The sequence below is a fragment of the Sphingobium sp. C100 genome, from assembly GCF_000508185.1.
GTDB lineage: Bacteria > Pseudomonadota > Alphaproteobacteria > Sphingomonadales > Sphingomonadaceae > Sphingobium.
The window spans coordinates 1-15,734 of sequence record NZ_AYOY01000219.1 but is presented as its reverse complement, the minus strand read 5'-3'; the positions used below and the strand labels follow the sequence as shown (position 1 = coordinate 15,734).

General features: G+C 64.4%; 20 protein-coding genes, 1 tRNA gene and 1 pseudogene. 9 read left to right on the top strand and 13 right to left on the bottom strand.

Going from position 1 to position 15,734, the window contains the following annotated elements:
- Nucleotides 1-24: 24 nt before the first annotated feature.
- Complete coding sequence (locus C100_RS47360) at nt 25-918, bottom strand: N-formylglutamate amidohydrolase (RefSeq protein ID WP_024022224.1); 894 nt, start codon at nt 916-918, stop codon at nt 25-27.
- 142 nt (nt 919-1,060) lie between these two features.
- On the opposite strand from C100_RS47360, the gene cpdR reads away from it, so the two are divergent.
- A complete protein-coding gene (gene cpdR, locus C100_RS47355) occupies nt 1,061-1,438 on the top strand; it encodes a cell cycle two-component system response regulator CpdR (protein WP_031310417.1) in 378 nt (125 codons plus the stop codon).
- A 6-nt stretch (nt 1,439-1,444) separates the two neighbouring features.
- Here cpdR and C100_RS47350 read toward each other — a convergent pair whose 3' ends face one another.
- Entirely contained in the window at nt 1,445-2,776 is a 1,332-nt protein-coding gene (locus C100_RS47350; protein ID WP_024022222.1) for a dicarboxylate/amino acid:cation symporter, read from the bottom strand.
- A 129-nt stretch (nt 2,777-2,905) separates the two neighbouring features.
- Here C100_RS47350 and C100_RS47345 point away from each other — a divergent pair.
- Nucleotides 2,906-2,980: transfer RNA gene (locus C100_RS47345), tRNA-Val, on the top strand.
- 64 nt (nt 2,981-3,044) lie between these two features.
- Here the strand turns inward: C100_RS47345 and C100_RS47340 are convergent.
- Nucleotides 3,045-3,302 (bottom strand): hypothetical protein, encoded by a 258-nt coding sequence (locus C100_RS47340; RefSeq protein ID WP_024022221.1) that lies wholly within the window; start codon nt 3,300-3,302, stop codon nt 3,045-3,047.
- 118 nt (nt 3,303-3,420) lie between these two features.
- On the opposite strand from C100_RS47340, the gene C100_RS47335 reads away from it, so the two are divergent.
- Nucleotides 3,421-4,062, top strand: coding sequence for a 5'-methylthioadenosine/S-adenosylhomocysteine nucleosidase (locus tag C100_RS47335; RefSeq protein WP_024022220.1), 642 nt, complete (start codon nt 3,421-3,423; stop codon nt 4,060-4,062).
- Here the strand turns inward: C100_RS47335 and C100_RS47330 are convergent, their stop codons facing one another.
- The 4 genes from C100_RS47330 to petA all read right to left on the bottom strand — a co-directional run bounded on the left by C100_RS47330 (nt 4,063) and on the right by petA (nt 7,434).
- The gene (locus C100_RS47330) at nt 4,063-4,599 is read right to left on the bottom strand and encodes an adenine phosphoribosyltransferase (protein ID WP_024022219.1); all 537 of its coding nucleotides are present in this window, start codon (nt 4,597-4,599) and stop codon (nt 4,063-4,065) included.
- Nucleotides 4,600-4,672: 73 nt separating this feature from the next.
- Nucleotides 4,673-5,521: a cytochrome c1 gene (locus C100_RS47325; RefSeq protein ID WP_024022218.1), complete on the bottom strand. Its 849-nt coding sequence runs from the start codon at nt 5,519-5,521 to the stop codon at nt 4,673-4,675.
- 15 nt (nt 5,522-5,536) lie between these two features.
- The gene (locus C100_RS47320) at nt 5,537-6,856 is read right to left on the bottom strand and encodes a cytochrome b (RefSeq protein ID WP_024022217.1); all 1,320 of its coding nucleotides are present in this window, start codon (nt 6,854-6,856) and stop codon (nt 5,537-5,539) included.
- Between the two features lie 11 nt (nt 6,857-6,867).
- The gene (petA, locus tag C100_RS47315; protein ID WP_024022216.1) at nt 6,868-7,434 is read right to left on the bottom strand and encodes a ubiquinol-cytochrome c reductase iron-sulfur subunit; all 567 of its coding nucleotides are present in this window, start codon (nt 7,432-7,434) and stop codon (nt 6,868-6,870) included.
- Between the two features lie 195 nt (nt 7,435-7,629).
- Between petA and C100_RS47310 the strand changes: the two genes are divergently transcribed.
- The 3 genes from C100_RS47310 to C100_RS47300 are packed head-to-tail and all read left to right on the top strand — an operon-like array spanning nt 7,630 to nt 9,585.
- A complete protein-coding gene (locus C100_RS47310; RefSeq protein WP_024022215.1) occupies nt 7,630-8,100 on the top strand; it encodes a tRNA (cytidine(34)-2'-O)-methyltransferase in 471 nt (156 codons plus the stop codon).
- Nucleotides 8,097-8,981 carry an oxygen-dependent coproporphyrinogen oxidase gene (hemF, locus tag C100_RS47305; protein ID WP_024022214.1) on the top strand — a complete coding sequence of 295 codons (885 nt, stop codon included), beginning with the start codon at nt 8,097-8,099 and terminating at the stop codon, nt 8,979-8,981. Before C100_RS47310 ends, hemF begins: the two co-directional genes overlap by 4 nt.
- A 4-nt stretch (nt 8,982-8,985) precedes the next feature.
- Entirely contained in the window at nt 8,986-9,585 is a 600-nt protein-coding gene (locus C100_RS47300; protein ID WP_024022213.1) for a GNAT family N-acetyltransferase, read from the top strand.
- On the opposite strand, the gene C100_RS47295 is transcribed toward C100_RS47300, so the two are convergent.
- Nucleotides 9,567-10,361: a membrane protein gene (locus C100_RS47295; protein ID WP_024022212.1), complete on the bottom strand. Its 795-nt coding sequence runs from the start codon at nt 10,359-10,361 to the stop codon at nt 9,567-9,569. The genes C100_RS47300 and C100_RS47295 overlap by 19 nt on opposite strands.
- 78 nt (nt 10,362-10,439) lie before the next feature.
- Here C100_RS47295 and lipB point away from each other — a divergent pair, with 78 nt between their 5' ends.
- The 3 genes from lipB to C100_RS47280 all read left to right on the top strand — a co-directional run bounded on the left by lipB (nt 10,440) and on the right by C100_RS47280 (nt 12,256).
- On the top strand, nt 10,440-11,135 hold the full coding sequence (gene lipB / locus C100_RS47290) for a lipoyl(octanoyl) transferase LipB (RefSeq protein ID WP_024022211.1): 696 nt from the start codon (nt 10,440-10,442) through the stop codon (nt 11,133-11,135).
- 61 nt (nt 11,136-11,196) lie between these two features.
- A complete protein-coding gene (locus C100_RS47285; RefSeq protein ID WP_052028400.1) occupies nt 11,197-11,478 on the top strand; it encodes a hypothetical protein in 282 nt (93 codons plus the stop codon).
- 85 nt (nt 11,479-11,563) lie between these two features.
- Nucleotides 11,564-12,256, top strand: coding sequence for a hypothetical protein (locus C100_RS47280; protein WP_024022209.1), 693 nt, complete (start codon nt 11,564-11,566; stop codon nt 12,254-12,256).
- Between the two features lie 225 nt (nt 12,257-12,481).
- Here the strand turns inward: C100_RS47280 and queE are convergent, their stop codons facing one another.
- From queE to C100_RS0125560, 5 genes and pseudogenes are all read right to left on the bottom strand, one after another.
- Nucleotides 12,482-13,129 carry a 7-carboxy-7-deazaguanine synthase gene (gene queE, locus C100_RS47275; RefSeq protein WP_024022208.1) on the bottom strand — a complete coding sequence of 216 codons (648 nt, stop codon included), beginning with the start codon at nt 13,127-13,129 and terminating at the stop codon, nt 12,482-12,484.
- A 3-nt stretch (nt 13,130-13,132) separates the two neighbouring features.
- On the bottom strand, nt 13,133-13,834 hold the full coding sequence (gene queC, locus C100_RS47270; protein WP_024022207.1) for a 7-cyano-7-deazaguanine synthase QueC: 702 nt from the start codon (nt 13,832-13,834) through the stop codon (nt 13,133-13,135).
- 53 nt (nt 13,835-13,887) lie between these two features.
- Nucleotides 13,888-14,313: a DUF3617 domain-containing protein gene (locus C100_RS47265; protein WP_031310413.1), complete on the bottom strand. Its 426-nt coding sequence runs from the start codon at nt 14,311-14,313 to the stop codon at nt 13,888-13,890.
- 122 nt (nt 14,314-14,435) lie between these two features.
- Nucleotides 14,436-15,350: an Hsp33 family molecular chaperone HslO gene (gene hslO, locus C100_RS47260; protein ID WP_442800339.1), complete on the bottom strand. Its 915-nt coding sequence runs from the start codon at nt 15,348-15,350 to the stop codon at nt 14,436-14,438.
- A 90-nt stretch (nt 15,351-15,440) separates the two neighbouring features.
- Nucleotides 15,441-15,734 (bottom strand): annotated as a pseudogene (locus tag C100_RS0125560) (ornithine carbamoyltransferase); the annotation flags it as partial.

Sequence of the window (15,734 nt, the reverse complement as noted above, 5' to 3'; positions counted from 1 at the left end):
CCCAATCAGAGAAGACTCTAAGGCCTATTCGGCGGCCAGGGCATAGTCGGTCCGCGGCAATTCCACGGCCAGCGCCTCGACCAGATCGGTGACGATCGCCTGCATCCGCGCCACGCCAGGCCCCGGTCGATCAAGCGCCGCATCAAGATAGAGGAGACGATCAATCTCGACCTGGATCGCGTGCAACCCTTTTTCCGGCCGCCCATGCCGCTCGATCAGATGGTCGCCGGCATAAGGGTGGTTCTGCGCCACGCCAACGCCGTGGCTGGCGACCACATCGGCAGCAAGCCCGATCAGTCGAGTCGATGCGCTGCGCCCGAAGCGATCGCCCAGCACAATACCGGGCGGCGCCTGCCCCGCCGCCGGCGGGGGCAATGGCGGCATAGAATGCAGGTCGATCAATATGGCATGGCCATGCGCCTGACGCGCGGCCGTCATCAGCCGGGCGACGGCGGCATGATAGGGCCGATGCAACTGCTCGATCCGGCGCCGCGCCTCCGTCCACGGCATTGGTCGTTGCCACAAATCGCTCGCGCCCGGCATACGGCGGGGAAACAGACCCAGCCCTCCGCGCAGCTTGGCGCTGCTTTGCAGCACCGCCTCGCGCGGGATGTCGGCGATCATGCCGGGATCAATCTCCCGCTCATGCCGGTTAAGGTCGATCATCGCCCGCGGCGCGCGCGCAATCAGCACGGAATAGCCGCGCGCAATCAGCGGACAGGCGAGCAGATCGACCCAGCGATCCTCCAGCCGTCGCAGCACCGCGGGGCGCACCCGCGCCGCCGCCAGAACATCATCGGGATAGGATCGGCCGGCATGAGGGACCGACAGGATGACGGGTCGGTCAGGATAAACCGGGCCGTGAAGATCGAACGCCGTTTCGCGGAGGGAAGGAACAGGCGGCGCTGGCTGGTCCAATGCGGCTCCTTTCAACGGCCCGTCGAAATTGGTTACCCGGCTGGATAATATTTACACCTTGTCGCATATAAGCGGGTCTGGCGCCACCCCGTTGGCGGCGCGCGTGCCGGCGAATCGGCCGGACGGACAGATGTTGGGGGCGATGATTCGCATTTTATTGGCCGAAGATGATGAGAGTATGCGGGTCTATCTCGCCCGTGCTCTGGAGCGGTCCGGATATGAGGTGGTCGCCGTGTCGACCGGGACGGAAGCGGTGCCCCATATCGATTCCGACCGGTTCGACCTGTTGTTGACCGACATCGTCATGCCGGAAATGGACGGGATCGAACTGGCGCAACTTGCCGCCCGGATTGCGCCGGACATGCGGATCATGTTCATTACCGGCTTCGCTGCGGTGACGCTCAAGGCCGGCAAGGCCGTGCCGCAGGCCAAGGTGTTGTCCAAGCCCTTCCATCTGCGCGAACTGGTGCTGGAGGTCGAGCGGATGTTCGGCAGCGAGAGCGTTTCGGGCCTGAGCTGACCCGGTTCAATCGGGAACCACTTCTTCCATGTCGGGCGTGGGATCGAGCGGAATGCCCGCCATCGCGGCATTGAAACGCTCGCGATCCAGGCCCTTTTCCCAGGCCGACACGACCACGGTCGCAACGGCGTTGCCGATGAAGTTGGTAAGGCTGCGGCATTCGCTCATGAAGCGATCTACACCCAGGATCAACGCCATCCCCGCGACCGGCACCGATGGCACGATCGACAGCGTCGCCGCCAGCGTGATGAACCCCGCCCCGGTCACTCCCGCCGCACCCTTGGACGAAATCATCGCGACCAGCAGCAACAATATCTGCTGCTCCAGGCTGATATGAACATTGCAGGCCTGGGCGATGAACAGCGCCGCCAGCGTCATGTAGATATTGGTGCCATCAAGGTTGAAGCTGTAGCCCGTTGGCACCACCAGCCCGACCACCGACTTGCGGCACCCGGCCCGCTCCATCTTCTCGATCAGGCTGGGCAGCGCCGCTTCCGACGAGGATGTGCCGAGCACCAGCAGCAATTCGGCCCTCAAATAGCGGATGAGGTGGAGAATGTTGAAGCCCACGGCCCAGCAGACCGTGCCCAGCACCACCAGCACGAACAGGAGCGATGTCAGATAGAAGGTCGCGACCAGCCCGACCAGATTGGCCAGCGTGCCGACGCCATATTCGCCGATGGTGAAGGCCATCGCCCCGAACGCGCCGATCGGCGCGGCCTTCATCAGTAAGGCGACCAGCTTGAACACCGCATGGCTCGCCGATTCCAGGACGGTCATCAGCGGCGCGGCCTTGTCCCCGATCATCGTCAGGGCAATGCCGAACAGGATCGCCACGAACAGCACCTGCAGGATATTGCCGTCCGCTACCGCCGACACCATGGTCGACGGGATGATGCTCATCAGGAACCCGGTCAGCGTGCGCTCATGCGCCTGATGCGCATAGTCGGCGACCTTGCCGGCATCGAGCGTCGCCGGATCGATGTTGAGACCCGCACCGGGCTGAACGACATTGGCGACGATCAGGCCCACGATCAGCGCCAGGGTGGAAAAGGTCAGAAAATAGCCGAACGCCTTGGCCGCCACCCGGCCGATCGCCCCCAGTTCCCTCATCCCTGCTATGCCCGTGACGATGGTCAGGAAGATGACCGGCGCGATAATCATCTTCACCAGCTTGATGTAGGCTTCGCCCAATGGCTTGAGCTGGACCCCGGTGTCAGGAAAAAAATGGCCGATCAGGACGCCCAGCGCGATGGCCACGAGCACCTGGACATAAAGCTGGCGATAGAAGGGCAGCCGTGGCGCCGTCTGAACCGGCGAGGATGGCGATGGCAGCATATATCTTGGCGTCCCCCTGTTTGCATCGCAGCATATGGGGCGTCCCACCCCTGTCCAGAAGAATGTTCAGCGAATGCAAATAACTGCTTGCCTGGTGCGCCACCCCCCGCTATTGGCCCCCTCCACAGTGGGCGTGTAGCTCAGTGGTAGAGCACTGTGTTGACATCGCAGGGGTCGCAAGTTCAATCCTTGCCACGCCCACCATGAAAAGCCCCGCAGCCATCCGGCTTGCGGGGCTTTTTTTGGCTTGCGGGCCTTTGCGCCGCGTTCAGCGCACCTGTTTGATCATGGCGTCGATCATGTAGCGCCAGACATTGGCGGCATCCTGGCCATAGGCGCGATCGTCGCTGTCCGGGCTGACATAGCGGGTGATGCCGGCCCCGGCCTCCTTCATATATTCGCTGGGTTCATGCAGCGCATCCAGCACGGCGCGGACCTGGGGCAGATAGGCTTGCCAGCCATCGCCCTCCTCCGGCTCCCCGTGAAATCGGCACAAGGCGCGGGCGGCGCGTTCGATCGGCGTCATTTGTGGCTCCTGCTGACTGTGCGATTGCCTCATCTGGCGCGGCAATGGTCTGGAAGGCAAGCGAAAAGCCGTGCATTGCCTCTTCGCATCGCGCGAACGCTCGCCTAAAGGCAGGTGGATGAAGCGGGGGACCGATATGGCGGATTGCGAGACTGTTGCGGGCAAGCGCGTCCTGTTCGTGATGGCGGTGGAGGCGGAATATGGAGCGCATCTGCGCGCCCGCTTCGCCCCGCTGCTGACGGGCGTGGGCCCTGTCGAAGCGGGCATTGCGATGGGCGCGGCGCTGCACTGCCTCGAGCGGGAGAGCGCCCGGCCGGACCTCGTCGTCTCACTGGGGTCGGCCGGCTCGCGCCGTTGCCCGCTGGGCGATATCTATCAGATCGCCAGCGTCTCCTGGCGCGACATGGATGCGTCCCGCCTCGGCTTTACCAAGGGGGTGACGCCACTGATCGACCATCCGGTGGACATCCCGCTCATGACGCCGCTGTCGCTGCCGCTGGCGCGCCTGTCGACCGGCGCCAATGTCGTGGGAGGCGAAGATTATGACGCGATCGACGCGGACATGGTCGATATGGAGACCTTTGCGGTAGCGCGTGCGTGCGCGCGCTTCGATGTCCCGCTGATGGGACTGCGCGGCGTGTCGGACGGTCCGGGTGAGCTGGACCATATTAACAGCTGGATGGAGCTGCTCGGCCTGATCGACGAACGGCTGGCGCTGGCGGTCGATCTGTTGCCCGGCGCGCTCGCGCGCGCTGGCTGATCAGTCGCCGTCAAACGCGATCAGGGCCTGCGCCGCCACGCCGTCGGCTTCCAGCGCCGCCTTGCCGCCCAGATCGGGCAGATCGACCGCGAACAGCGCCATCAGCACCGTGGCGCCCTGCTCCCGGAGCAGTTCGGCGGCGGCCAGCGCCGTGCCCCCCGTCGCGATGAGATCGTCGACCAGGACCACGCGCGCGCCGGTCGGCACCTGGCCTTCATGCAGTTCCAGCCGGTCGGTGCCATATTCCAGCACATAGTCGATGCCGACGGTCTTGCCCGGCAACTTGCCCTTCTTGCGGACGGGCACGAACCCTTTGCCCAGCGCCGCCGCCAGCGCCGCGCCCAGGATGAAGCCGCGCGCCTCGATCCCCACGATCAGGTCGGGATCGAGCGGCCGGGCGACGCTGGTCAGCCGTTCGACCAGTTCGGCAAAACCGGGGCCATCGGCCAGCAACGTCGTCACGTCGCGAAACTGGATGCCGGGCTTGGGGAAATCCGGAATGGTGCGGATCAGGGCAGTCAGGCTGTCGATGCTCATGGGGCCTCCATAGGGAAAGGGCGCGGTTTCCTCAAGAAACCACGCCCCTCCTTGTGTCTTGGTCTGCTGGCCGTCAGGCGGCCTTTTTCTTGTCAGCCCAGATATTCTGATACGCCATATAGGCTAGTCCCGTCGCGATCAGCAGGAAGATGATCGTCGCAAGACCCGCGCGGCGGCGGTTTTCCAGCTTTGGTTCGGCGGTCCAGGTCAGGAAGGCCGCAACGTCCTGCGCCATCTGATCGACCGTCGGTTTGGTGCCATCGCCATAGGTCACCTGGCCTTCAGCCGTCAGCGGCGGCGCCATGGCCAAGTTCAGGTTGGCGAAATAGGGGTTGTAGTGCAGCCCCTCGGGTGTCTTGGCGTCGGGGAACTCCTTGAGCAGTTCCGCGGGCTGTTCCTGATAACCGGTGATGAGCGAATAGACATAGGCGGAGCCATGATGGCGGGCCTTGGTCATCAGCGACAGATCGGGCGGAACCGCATTGTTGTTCGCCGCCGCCGCCGCGACATTGTTCGCGAAGGGCTTGGGGAAATGATCGGCCGGGACCGGATCGCGGGTCGACGCCTCGCCGGTGGCGGGGTCGACGTCGGGGGTCTTGATCGCCCATTGCTTGGCGATCGCCTTCACTTCCGCCTCATTATAGCCAAGCGCTTCAAGGTCGCGGAAAGCGACGAACTTCAGGCTGTGACAGGCCGAACAGACTTCCTTGAACACCTGGAACCCGCGCTGGAGTTGCTGGCGGTCATATTTGCCGAACGGCCCCTCGAACGAGAAGGCGACATGTTTGGGGGCCTGGTGGAACTCATGTTCCACCGTGGGCTGTGGCGGATCGCTGACATAGGCATATGCGCCGAACAGGAAGGAGATGAGCAGCCAGCCCGCGAAAAAGAGGCCGACGAGAAATGCGCCGATACGAACCATGGTGTCGTCTCCCCCTTAACCGGCATTCGAAGGCTGCGGATCGGCGCCCATACCCGGCACCGCCTCCTGCTCACCCTGGATATTATGACGGCTGAGCACCGATTCGGTGATCGAGCCAGGCAGCGGCAACGGCTTTTCGAAGCGCGAGATCAGCGGCAGGATGATCAGGAAATGGGCGAAATAATAGCCCGCAAATACCTGGGAGATCATCACATAGGGTTCTTCCGCCGGCGCGCCGCCGCAATAGCCCAGCACCAGCACGTCGAGGATCAGGATCCAGAAGAACTTCTTGAAGGTCGGCCGATAATTGCCCGACCGCACCGGCGAGGTGTCGAGCCAGGGCAGGAAGAAGAGCAGCAGGATCGATGCGAACATCGCCAGCACGCCCAGCAGCTTGGCCGGCACGAAGAAGAAGTCGACCGTGAAGGCGCGCAGGATCGCATAGAAGGGCCAGAAATACCATTCGGGCACGATATGCGCAGGCGTCGAAAGCGGGTTCGCCTCGATATAATTATCCGGGTGGCCCAGATAATTGGGGGCGTAGAACAGCATGATCGCGAACAGGATCAGGAAGACGCCCGCCCCGAAACCGTCCTTCGCCGTATAATAGGGATGGAAGGGCACGGTGTCCTGCGGTCCCTGCACATCCACGCCGGTCGGGTTGGACGAACCGGGAATATGCAGCGCCCAGATATGCAGGATGATGACCGCCGCAATCACGAAGGGCAGCAGGAAGTGGAGCGAAAAAAAGCGGTTGAGCGATGCGTTGCCGGGCGCGAACCCACCCAGCAGCCAGGTCTGGATCGGTTCGCCTACGACCGGGATCGCGCCGAACAGGCCGGTAATGACCTTCGCGCCCCAATAGCTCATCTGCCCCCAGGGCAGCACATAGCCCATGAAGGCGGTGGCCATCATGAGCAGGAAGATGACGAGGCCCAGCAGCCACACCATCTCGCGCGGCGCCTTGTAGGAGCCGTAGAACAGACCGCGAAAGATGTGGAGATAGACGACGATGAAGAAGAAGCTGGCGCCGTTGGCATGGGCGTAGCGCATCAGCCAGCCCGCATTGACGTCGCGCATCGTGTGCTCGACGGTGCTGAAGGCGACCAGGTCGTTGGCGCCATAATGCATCGCCATGATGATGCCGGTGACGATCTGGATCATGAGCGCCAGACCGGCCAGCACGCCGAAATTCCAGAAATAGTTGAGGTTGCGCGGCACCGGATAGCCGGCGCCCACCGCATTGTAGACGAGACGCGGCAGCGGCAGCTTCTCGTCGACCCACTGCATCAGCGGATGCTTGGGGGTATAATGTTCAGCCCATGGAAAGCTCATGATGGTCCCCCTCAGCCCACAAGAATGGCGGTATCGGAAGTGAACTTATATTCAGGCACTTCCAGGTTCTTGGGGGCAGGCCCCTTACGGATGCGGGCCGCGGTATCGTAGGACGATCCATGGCAGGGGCAGAAATAGCCGCCGAACTCGCCACGATTTTCGCCTTCGCCCGCGCCCAGCGGCACACAGCCCAGATGGGTGCAGACGCCCATGGTGATGAGCCACTGCTTCTTGCCGTCGACGGTGCGTTCCTCCAGCGTCTGCGGATCGCGCAGCGTGGACGGATCGACCTTGTCGGCCTCGGCGATTTCCTTTTCGGTCAACTGCCGCACGAACAGCGGCTGCGCGCGGAAGGTGGTTTTGATCGCCTGGCCCGGCTGGATCGCGGACAGGTCCACTTCCGTCGAGGCGAGCGCCAGCACGTCCGCGCTGGGGTTCATCTGGTCGATCAGCGGCAGGACGACGGCGACAGCGCCGACTCCTGCGAAGCTCACCGCAGCGACGTTGATGAAATCGCGGCGGCGGACCCCTTCTCCGCCGGTTGGGCCTTGGCCGTCAGAATGCTCTACGCTCGCCATGCACCTCTACCCTTGCAAGACTTCCCTGACACGCCGCATTGCCGTTACCGGCCCTGTTTATCAAGGGATTTGGGTCGTCAGCCATGGCTGCCCCCCGCCTTCCCCCCGGCGTGGTTCGGGGGCCTGATAACCGGATAGCGCGCGCTTTGCCAACCGCAATCTTACTTATCCTGTTACAAAAGCCATTGCTGCTTTATGGCGCGGCTCATGCGTATCGCCCTTTACCAACCGGAGATTGCGGGCAATGTCGGCGCAATCCTGCGCCTTGCGGCCTGTTTTGCCGTGCCCGTGGACATCATCATGCCGACCGGATTCGCCTTTTCCGACGCGCGCCTGAAACGCGCCGCGATGGATTATGGGCAATCCGCCGATGTGACGCGCCACGCCAATTTTGCGGCCTTCGACGCCGCGCGCCGGGCCGAAGGGCGCCGCCTGCTGCTGATGAGCGCCCATGCGTCGCAACGCCTGCCGGAGGTGCGGTTCCACGATGACGACGTGCTGATGATGGGATCGGAAAGCGCCGGCGTGCCTGACGATGTGCGCGATCTGGCCGACATCCGGGTCCGCATTCCGATGGCGCCCGGCTTCCGGTCCTTGAATATCGCCGTTTCCACGGGCATCGCCGTTGCCGAAGCCCTGCGCCAGACCGGAAAGTTTCCCGCATGACCAACCCCGTTCCCACCGTCCCCTTCGCCCTCGACATCCGGCAGCAGGCCGCGCGAGGCTGGTTCGAATCGCTGCGCGACCGGATTTGCGCCGCGTTCGAAGCGATCGAACGGGAAGCGGGCAGCGATGCCGGATTCGCGTTCACGGCCTGGGATCGCGAAGCCGAAGGGCAGATGCCGGGGCAAGGCGGCGGCGGCGTGCGCGGCGTGATGAAGGGCAAGGTGTTCGAAAAGGTCGGCGTCAACATATCGACCGTGGGCGGTGAGTTCGCGCCCGGTTTCGCCCAGACCATCCACGGCGCGGCCGACGACCCGGCCTTCTTCGCGACGGGCATCAGCCTGGTGGCGCACATGGCCAATCCGCATGTCCCCGCGGTCCACATGAACACCCGCTATCTGGTGACGACCAAAAGCTGGTTCGGCGGCGGCGCGGATCTCAACCCGCCCCTGCCCCGTGCGCAGGACACCGAGCAATTTCATGCAGTGCTCAAGGCCGCCTGCGACGCGCATGACCCGAATCACTATCCGCGCTTCAAAAAATGGGCGGACGATTATTTCTTCATCCCGCATCGCGGCGTCCATCGCGGCGTGGGCGGCATTTTCTACGATCATCTCGAATGCGCCGACGATCATGTGTTCGACGCCAATTTCGCCTTCACCCGCGCAGTAGGCGACGCATTTCTCGACGCCTTTCCCCCGATCGTGCGGCGACGCATGGACGAAGCATCGACCGATGCGGACTATCGCGCGATGCTGGAATGGCGCGGCCGCTACGCCGAATTCAATCTGGTGCATGATCGCGGCACGCTGTTCGGGCTCAAGACCGGGGGCAATATCGACGCCATCCTCATGAGCCTGCCGCCGATGGCGAGCTGGAGCTGACGCGATGCCGCTGACGCCGGTCGATCCCGACATGGTGGCGGCCATCGTCACCCATCTGGAGATGCGCGAACGGCCCCGGCCCGCGCCGATTCCGCCGGCGCCGCTGCGACTTGTGCGATGGAAACAGCCAAGTCTCGACACCTATCGCACCTTGTTCCGGCGCGTCGGCACGCCCTGGCTCTGGTTCTCGCGATTGGTCATGCCCGATTCGGATCTGGCGGCGATCGTCCATGACCCTGCGGTGGAAATCTATGCCGTCACCGATCCGCGCGGCGGGGAAGTGGGCCTGCTGGAACTGGATTTCCGGTTCCTGCCCGACTGCGAACTGAGCTTTTTTGGTCTGGTGCCACATCTTACCGGTCAGGGATTTGGCCGCTGGCTGATGGCGCAGGCCAAATCCCTGGCATGGCGTAAGGGGGTGGGCCGTTTCCGCGTCCATACCTGCACGCTGGACAGCCCGGCCGCGCTGGGTTTTTACATCAGCTCAGGTTTCGTACCGATCGCGCGAGAAGTCGAAAGCTTTGCCGATCCCCGCCTTGCCGGCATCCTGCCGCGCGACGCCGCACCGCATGTGCCGCTGCTTGGTCAGCCGGCCGACGCCTGACGATAGAGCCGCGCGAGCATCACCAGCAGATAGACCTGAATGACGCCCGATATGGCGGCAGCGGCAATGCCGCCCGCCAGTCGCGCGCCATCTGCGCCGGCGACGAGACCGCCAAGCAGCCCGAAGACCACCTGCGCCACCGACCCGACGATGGTCGACAACAGCATCACGATCACCAGAAAACCGAACAGCCGCCAGAAATGCCCCCGCGTCAGCGCCCAGGCGCGACGCAGCGATTCGATGACCCCGGCCTGGCCATCGATCACGACCGGGTTGAGCAGCACCAGCCGCACACTCGCGAAGAAGGCCAGCCCCACGGCCCCCAGCCCCAGCAGCAACCCCAGCGCCGCCGCCGCTTGCTTCGACGCGAGCGAAAACACTACGCCCAGCAACATCAGCGCGACAACGAAAGCGACAATCACGGCGACCACGACCAGCGCCGTTCCGACCAGCACGGGCAGGCGCGCGAAGCTCAGCCGCAGCGCCTCCTTCACGCTGATGCCGGGGCGCAGCGCCAGTGCAAACAGCGCCAGCGACCCGAACCAGATAAGCAGGATGCCCAGCATCATCGCCAGGCCAAAGCCCGGCGGCATGGCGGGGACCGCATCCATTTTCGGCTGGACGAACCAGGCCTGCAATTCGGGCGGCGTCATTTCCTGAACGATAAGCCCCGGCAGCGCGACGAACAGCAATGCGACCGGGAAGAGCAGCGACGCCTCCCGTGCGATGAAGGGCACCGCCTCCTCCCACGCCTTGCCGATGGAGATATTCGCCATATCTAAGCTGCCTGCCTCATGGTGGGGAAATGCGGCTGGAGACTTGATCGCTCGTTCGCCCCAAGTCAAGGAAGCGCCATGACCAAAGCCCTGCCCCTTACCGAACAGATTGATTGGCGCGTCGATACCGCGCCTGTCGATTACCCGCCCGCACTGGCGGACATGGAGGCGCGCGCCGCCGCCATCTTCGCGGGCGAAGCGCGGGAACGCGTCTGGCTGCTGGAACATCCGCCACTCTATACCGCGGGGACCAGCGCCGACCCGGTCGAACTGCTCGACCCCCGATTTCCCGTCCATGATGCCGGGCGCGGTGGTCGCTATACCTATCATGGGCCGGGACAGCGGATCGGCTATCTCAACATCGACCTTGGCCAAAGGGGCAAGGATGTCCGCAACTTCGTCCACCATCTGGAAGGCTGGATGATCGCCGCGCTGGCGGATCTGGGCATCCCCGCTCGAAGGGCCGAAGGGCGGATCGGGATATGGACCGACGATCCGCAGGGGCGCGAGGCGAAGATCGGCGCACTGGGCATCCGCGTGCGGCGCTGGGTGACGCTTCATGGCTTTTCGATCAATGTCGATCCCGACCTGTCCCATTTCGGCGGCATCGTGCCGTGCGGCATCAGCGACTATCCAGTGACCAGCATCGCCGCGCTGGGCGGCAATGCGTCGATGGAGGCGCTCGATGCGGCGCTGAAGGAACATTTCCCGGCCTTTATCAGCCGTTTGACTCGCTGTGGCTCGGGACTTGAGCAATGCGGGCCGGGCCGCTAGGGTCCAGCGCTTCACCGGCGGGGGGCTGCCGGGTATGGATGAGCCTTTCAAGGAGACCCGGATGCACGTGAAAGCATGGACCCTCTGCATTGCCGCATTTCTCCCTCTCGCCGCCTGCGGGGGCGCGGACAAGGGCGGCAACAGCGTCCAGATGAAGGATATGGAAGTGGTGGACGGCACCGCGACCGATGCGATGACCGATCTGGACGGCGTCCAGAGCGAAGGCACCTCCGTCGCCATGCCCGACGCCAATGCCGCGTCGAACGATAGCGCCGCAACCGCTCCGGCCAAGCCTGTAGCCCAGGCACCGGCAGAGGATGCGGAAGTGGTCGCCGATCAATAATCACGGACGGTTCAGCGATGATACAGTCGCAGGACGAAATAGCATCTGGACATGCAGGACCGCATCCTGCCGGAGAGGTTTGACGATGAGCTTGCATTTCCCCCTGCGACCCGCGCTGCTGGGCCTGTCGATCGCCGTCGCATCCCTGGCGGCGCAACCCGCCGCCGCCCAATTCTACTGGTCGCCGCCCGACATGAGCGCGCCCGCGCTGACCGACACCACCGCCGCCACGGCGCTGGGTCTGCCGGGCGCCAATGCCGCCGAGATCAAGGCCGGCCTCGCCTGGAACCTGCGCGCCGCGCTCAATGTGGCTGCGCTCCAGTGCCAGTTCGAACCCACCTTGCTGACGGTCGACAATTATAATGCGATGATCGCCCATCATGACGCCGAACTGGATGCGGCGCAGGCGACCCTGCTCGGCTATTTCCAGCGGACCGTGGGCAAGGGCCGGGCCGGGATGTCGGCGTCCGACATGTATAATACCCGCATCTATTCGGGCTATTCCACCGTGCAGGCGCAGAAAGGCTTCTGCCAGGAAGCCGGCCTGGTCGGACGAAAGGCAATCTTCGCGGACCGCGGCACGCTGCATGACGTCGCGCGCGACGGGCTGGCCTCGATCAAGAAGTCGCTGGTGCTGGCGGGCGAGCAATTTTACGGCCTGCCGGGCGACGATTATGCGGTCGCCCTGCCCTCTTTCGATCCCAAATGCTGGAAGAAGGGCGTGCTCGAGCCGGTCTGCCATCAGGCCTATAATGAAAAGGTCGGCATCAAACCCTGACATTTGGCCGAAGCGGCCAGCGGCGATTGCCGACCCAAGAGGCATGAAGGCCCGCAGTAGCGGAATGGCTGCTGCGACCATAGTCCGTCATCCCAGCGAAAGCTGGGATCTCAGGCAATGACGCGCCAGACCCACTGAGACCCCCGCCTTCGCTGGGGCGACGATCAGGGATCATGAAAAGCGACCGACCGCAACTCCATCCATCTTCGCCATTCCCGGCAAAAATCAACGCAAACCCAGATATTTATGCGCCTGCACGGTCAGCCGCCAATGCGGACGTTCCATGATGAGGGCAATCGCCGCGCGTGCATTGTCCCTCGCATGGGGATCGTCGAGCGGCTGGATCAGGTGATGGTCGAACGCCCAGCCCGCCATGGCATCGACCTCCGCCAGGTCATGCCCGCCGCCCGGCTGCGGCCACACCAGCTTCAGTTCATGCCCTGAACGCTGCACTACGTCGCTGCCGGCCTTGGGGCTGATGCAGATCCAGTCGATGCCGGGATGAACCGCCAAGGTGCCGTTGCTTTCGATCGCGATGGTGAAGCCGCGCGCATGGAGCGCATCGACGAGCGCATCATCCACCTGCAACATCGGCTCGCCGCCGGTCAGGACGATGTAGCGCCCTTCGTCGCCCGCGCCCCAGAAGTCCAGCGCCGCATCGGCCAGCGCATCGGCATCGGCGAACCTGCCGCCGCCCAGCCCGTCGGTGCCGACGAAATCGGTATCGCAAAAGCGGCAGATCGCGCTCGCCCGATCCTGTTCACGCCCGCTCCACAGGTTGCAGCCGGCGAAACGCAGGAATACAGCGCGTCGCCCCGCCTGCACCCCTTCCCCCTGAAGGGTCAGAAACATCTCCTTGACCGCATAACTCATCGGTTATGCCTTCCGGGGTCGGGTCGCATAGACGGTCGGGTCCGGCAGGCCCGCTTCCTCGAAACCCTTGGCGCGCAAGCGGCAACTGTCGCACAGGCCGCAATGCTTGCCATCGGGCGTCGGGTCATAACAGGACCAGCTGATGCCCGCGTCCAAGCCCAGGCGATGCGCTTCGCGCGCGATGTCCGCCTTGCTCATATATTGCAGCGGCGTGTTGATGCGGATGGGACGGCCCTCGACCCCCGCCTTCGTCGCCAGCGTTGCCATGGTCTGGAACGCATCGATGAATTCCGGCCGGCAATCGGGATAACCCGAATAGTCGAGCGCATTGACGCCGATGAAGATGTCGCTGGCGCCCGCCACTTCCGCCAGGCCCAGCGTCAGCGAAAGGAAAATGGTGTTGCGCGCCGGCACATAGGTCACGGGTATGTCGTCGCCAACGCCGCCCTTGGGCACATCAATGTCGGCGGTCAGCGCCGATCCGCCGAACGCCGTCAGGTCGAGCGGCAGGACGATATGGCGGACGGCGTTCAGCGCTTGCGCCACCCGCGCGGCGGCGCGCAGTTCGACGCGGTGGCGCTGATTATAGTCGATCGACAGGGCGAACAGGCGATAGCCGGCCTCCCGCGCGAGCGCGCCCGCGACCATGGAATCGAGGCCGCCCGAAAGCAGCACGACGGCGAATTTTCCTTCATTGGCAACCATGGCGACGCGCTACCTCTCCACCAGCCCCAGCGCAAGCCGGCGCGGCCTATGTCCTAGGAACCGCAAGCGCCGATCCGCCGCCCCTCGGCCGCAAAAGCGAAGGGCGCGCCGTCGGCCACGCCCTGCGACTGGATTTGCACCAATCGCGCGGTTTCGACGCGCAGGTCCGTGCGGCCATTGCCTGCCGCCGCGCAATCATAGGAAACGGTCACGCCATGGGCGTTGTCGCTGATCGTGAAGCTGCGGCACAGCGCCTGGCCATGGCGCAGCTGGAGCAACTGGCGCAGGTCGGTAACACACAGCTTGCGCGTTTCCGCGCCGTCGCCCCGGCCGCGCAGCTCCCACTCGCCGGTTTCCAGCGCGCGCAGCGCCACCGGCGCCGCTCCGCCGGATGCGGCCGGCGCAGCCATTGCGGCGGTGTCAGTGACCGCCAGCAGCGCTATCGCGGCGCCCATGGCGCGCAATCTGTCCATCGTCATGATTCGGCTCATTTCCGTCAACGCGGCAAGTCCGGCTCATCTGCCGCCCAATTAAGGCGATTTCATAGCGCAAAAGGCACGGATCGCCTCAATTACAAATATCGTTATGGCGCGGGCCAGCGTCAATGGGTGGTGAAACTGTCCAGCGCCAGCGGGAAGATACGCGAGCAAAAGGCGCAATCCACACCGATCACGCCATTGTCGTCGGCCATCTCCGCCCGTTCCTCGACCGAAAAGCGGCCGATGACATCGCGGATATGCGTCAGGTCGCACCGGCATCCCTTGGCCAGCGGCGCCGCTTCGGTCACGCGCACTTCCGCTTCCTCGTGAAAGAGCCGCCAGAGAATGTCGCTGAGCGGAAGAGCCGGATCGGTCAATTCCCCCGGCTTCAGCGTTTCGGCCAGCACCTGCACATGTTCCCACTCGGGATGGTCATGGCGCACATGCAGTCGTTCGCGGCCCACCTCACCCTCGGGCAGATGCTGGAGCAGCAGCCCGGCCGCCACGCAGCCCTCTCCCGCTTCATGCCGGGTAGCGATGCGGATGACGCTGGGGATCTGTTCCGACTGGAAGAAATAATGTTCGGCCGCATGACCCAGCGATTCGCCTTCCAGCGGCACAATGCCCTGATAGCGCTCGCCGGTCACCGCCTGGTCGAAGGTGATGGCCAGATAGCCCTTGCCGAAGAGGCCGAACAGGGACGGATCGGGGCCAAGCTCCGCAAGCCGGTCCGCGTCGAACTTGGCATAGCCGCGCAAATCGCCATTTTTATAATCCGCCACCAGCAGGCCGATGACGCCATTTTCGGTCTGCGCCTGCAAGGTGAGCTGGCCGCCCGCCTGCTTCAACGTGCTGCCCAGCAGCGCCGCCAGCACCAGCGCCGACGCCAGCGTCCGTTCGACAGCCGGCGGATAGGCATGGGCGGCCAGCACATCGTCGAGCACAGGCCCCAGGCGCACAAGACGTCCGCGCGCATGGCGTTGCGGGATGGTGAAGCCAAGGGCCTGGTCGAGGTCGGCGGCAGACGTCAATTCAATACTCCGGCGTCCGGCGGGAGAGCGCCGGTGAATAAGGGCAGCACCCAGCGATGCGGGCAGGCGGCCTAGATAGGAAGCCCGCCCGAAAACTCAACCGAGCCGCCCAAGCGCCCAGAGCAGCACCGATTTCTGGGCATGGATGCGGTTTTCCGCCTCGTCCCAGATCAGCGACTGCGGGCCGTCGATCACCGCCTCGACCACTTCCTCGCCGCGATGGGCGGGCAGGCAGTGGAGGAATTTGGCGCCGGGCCGCGCCTGCGCCATCAATGCAGGCGTCACCTGATAGGGCATCATCGCCGAGAGCTTGGCGTCGGCGTGCGCCTGACCCATGGAAATCCAGGTGTCGGTGACCACCACATCGGCCCCCGCCGCCGCCTCCACGGC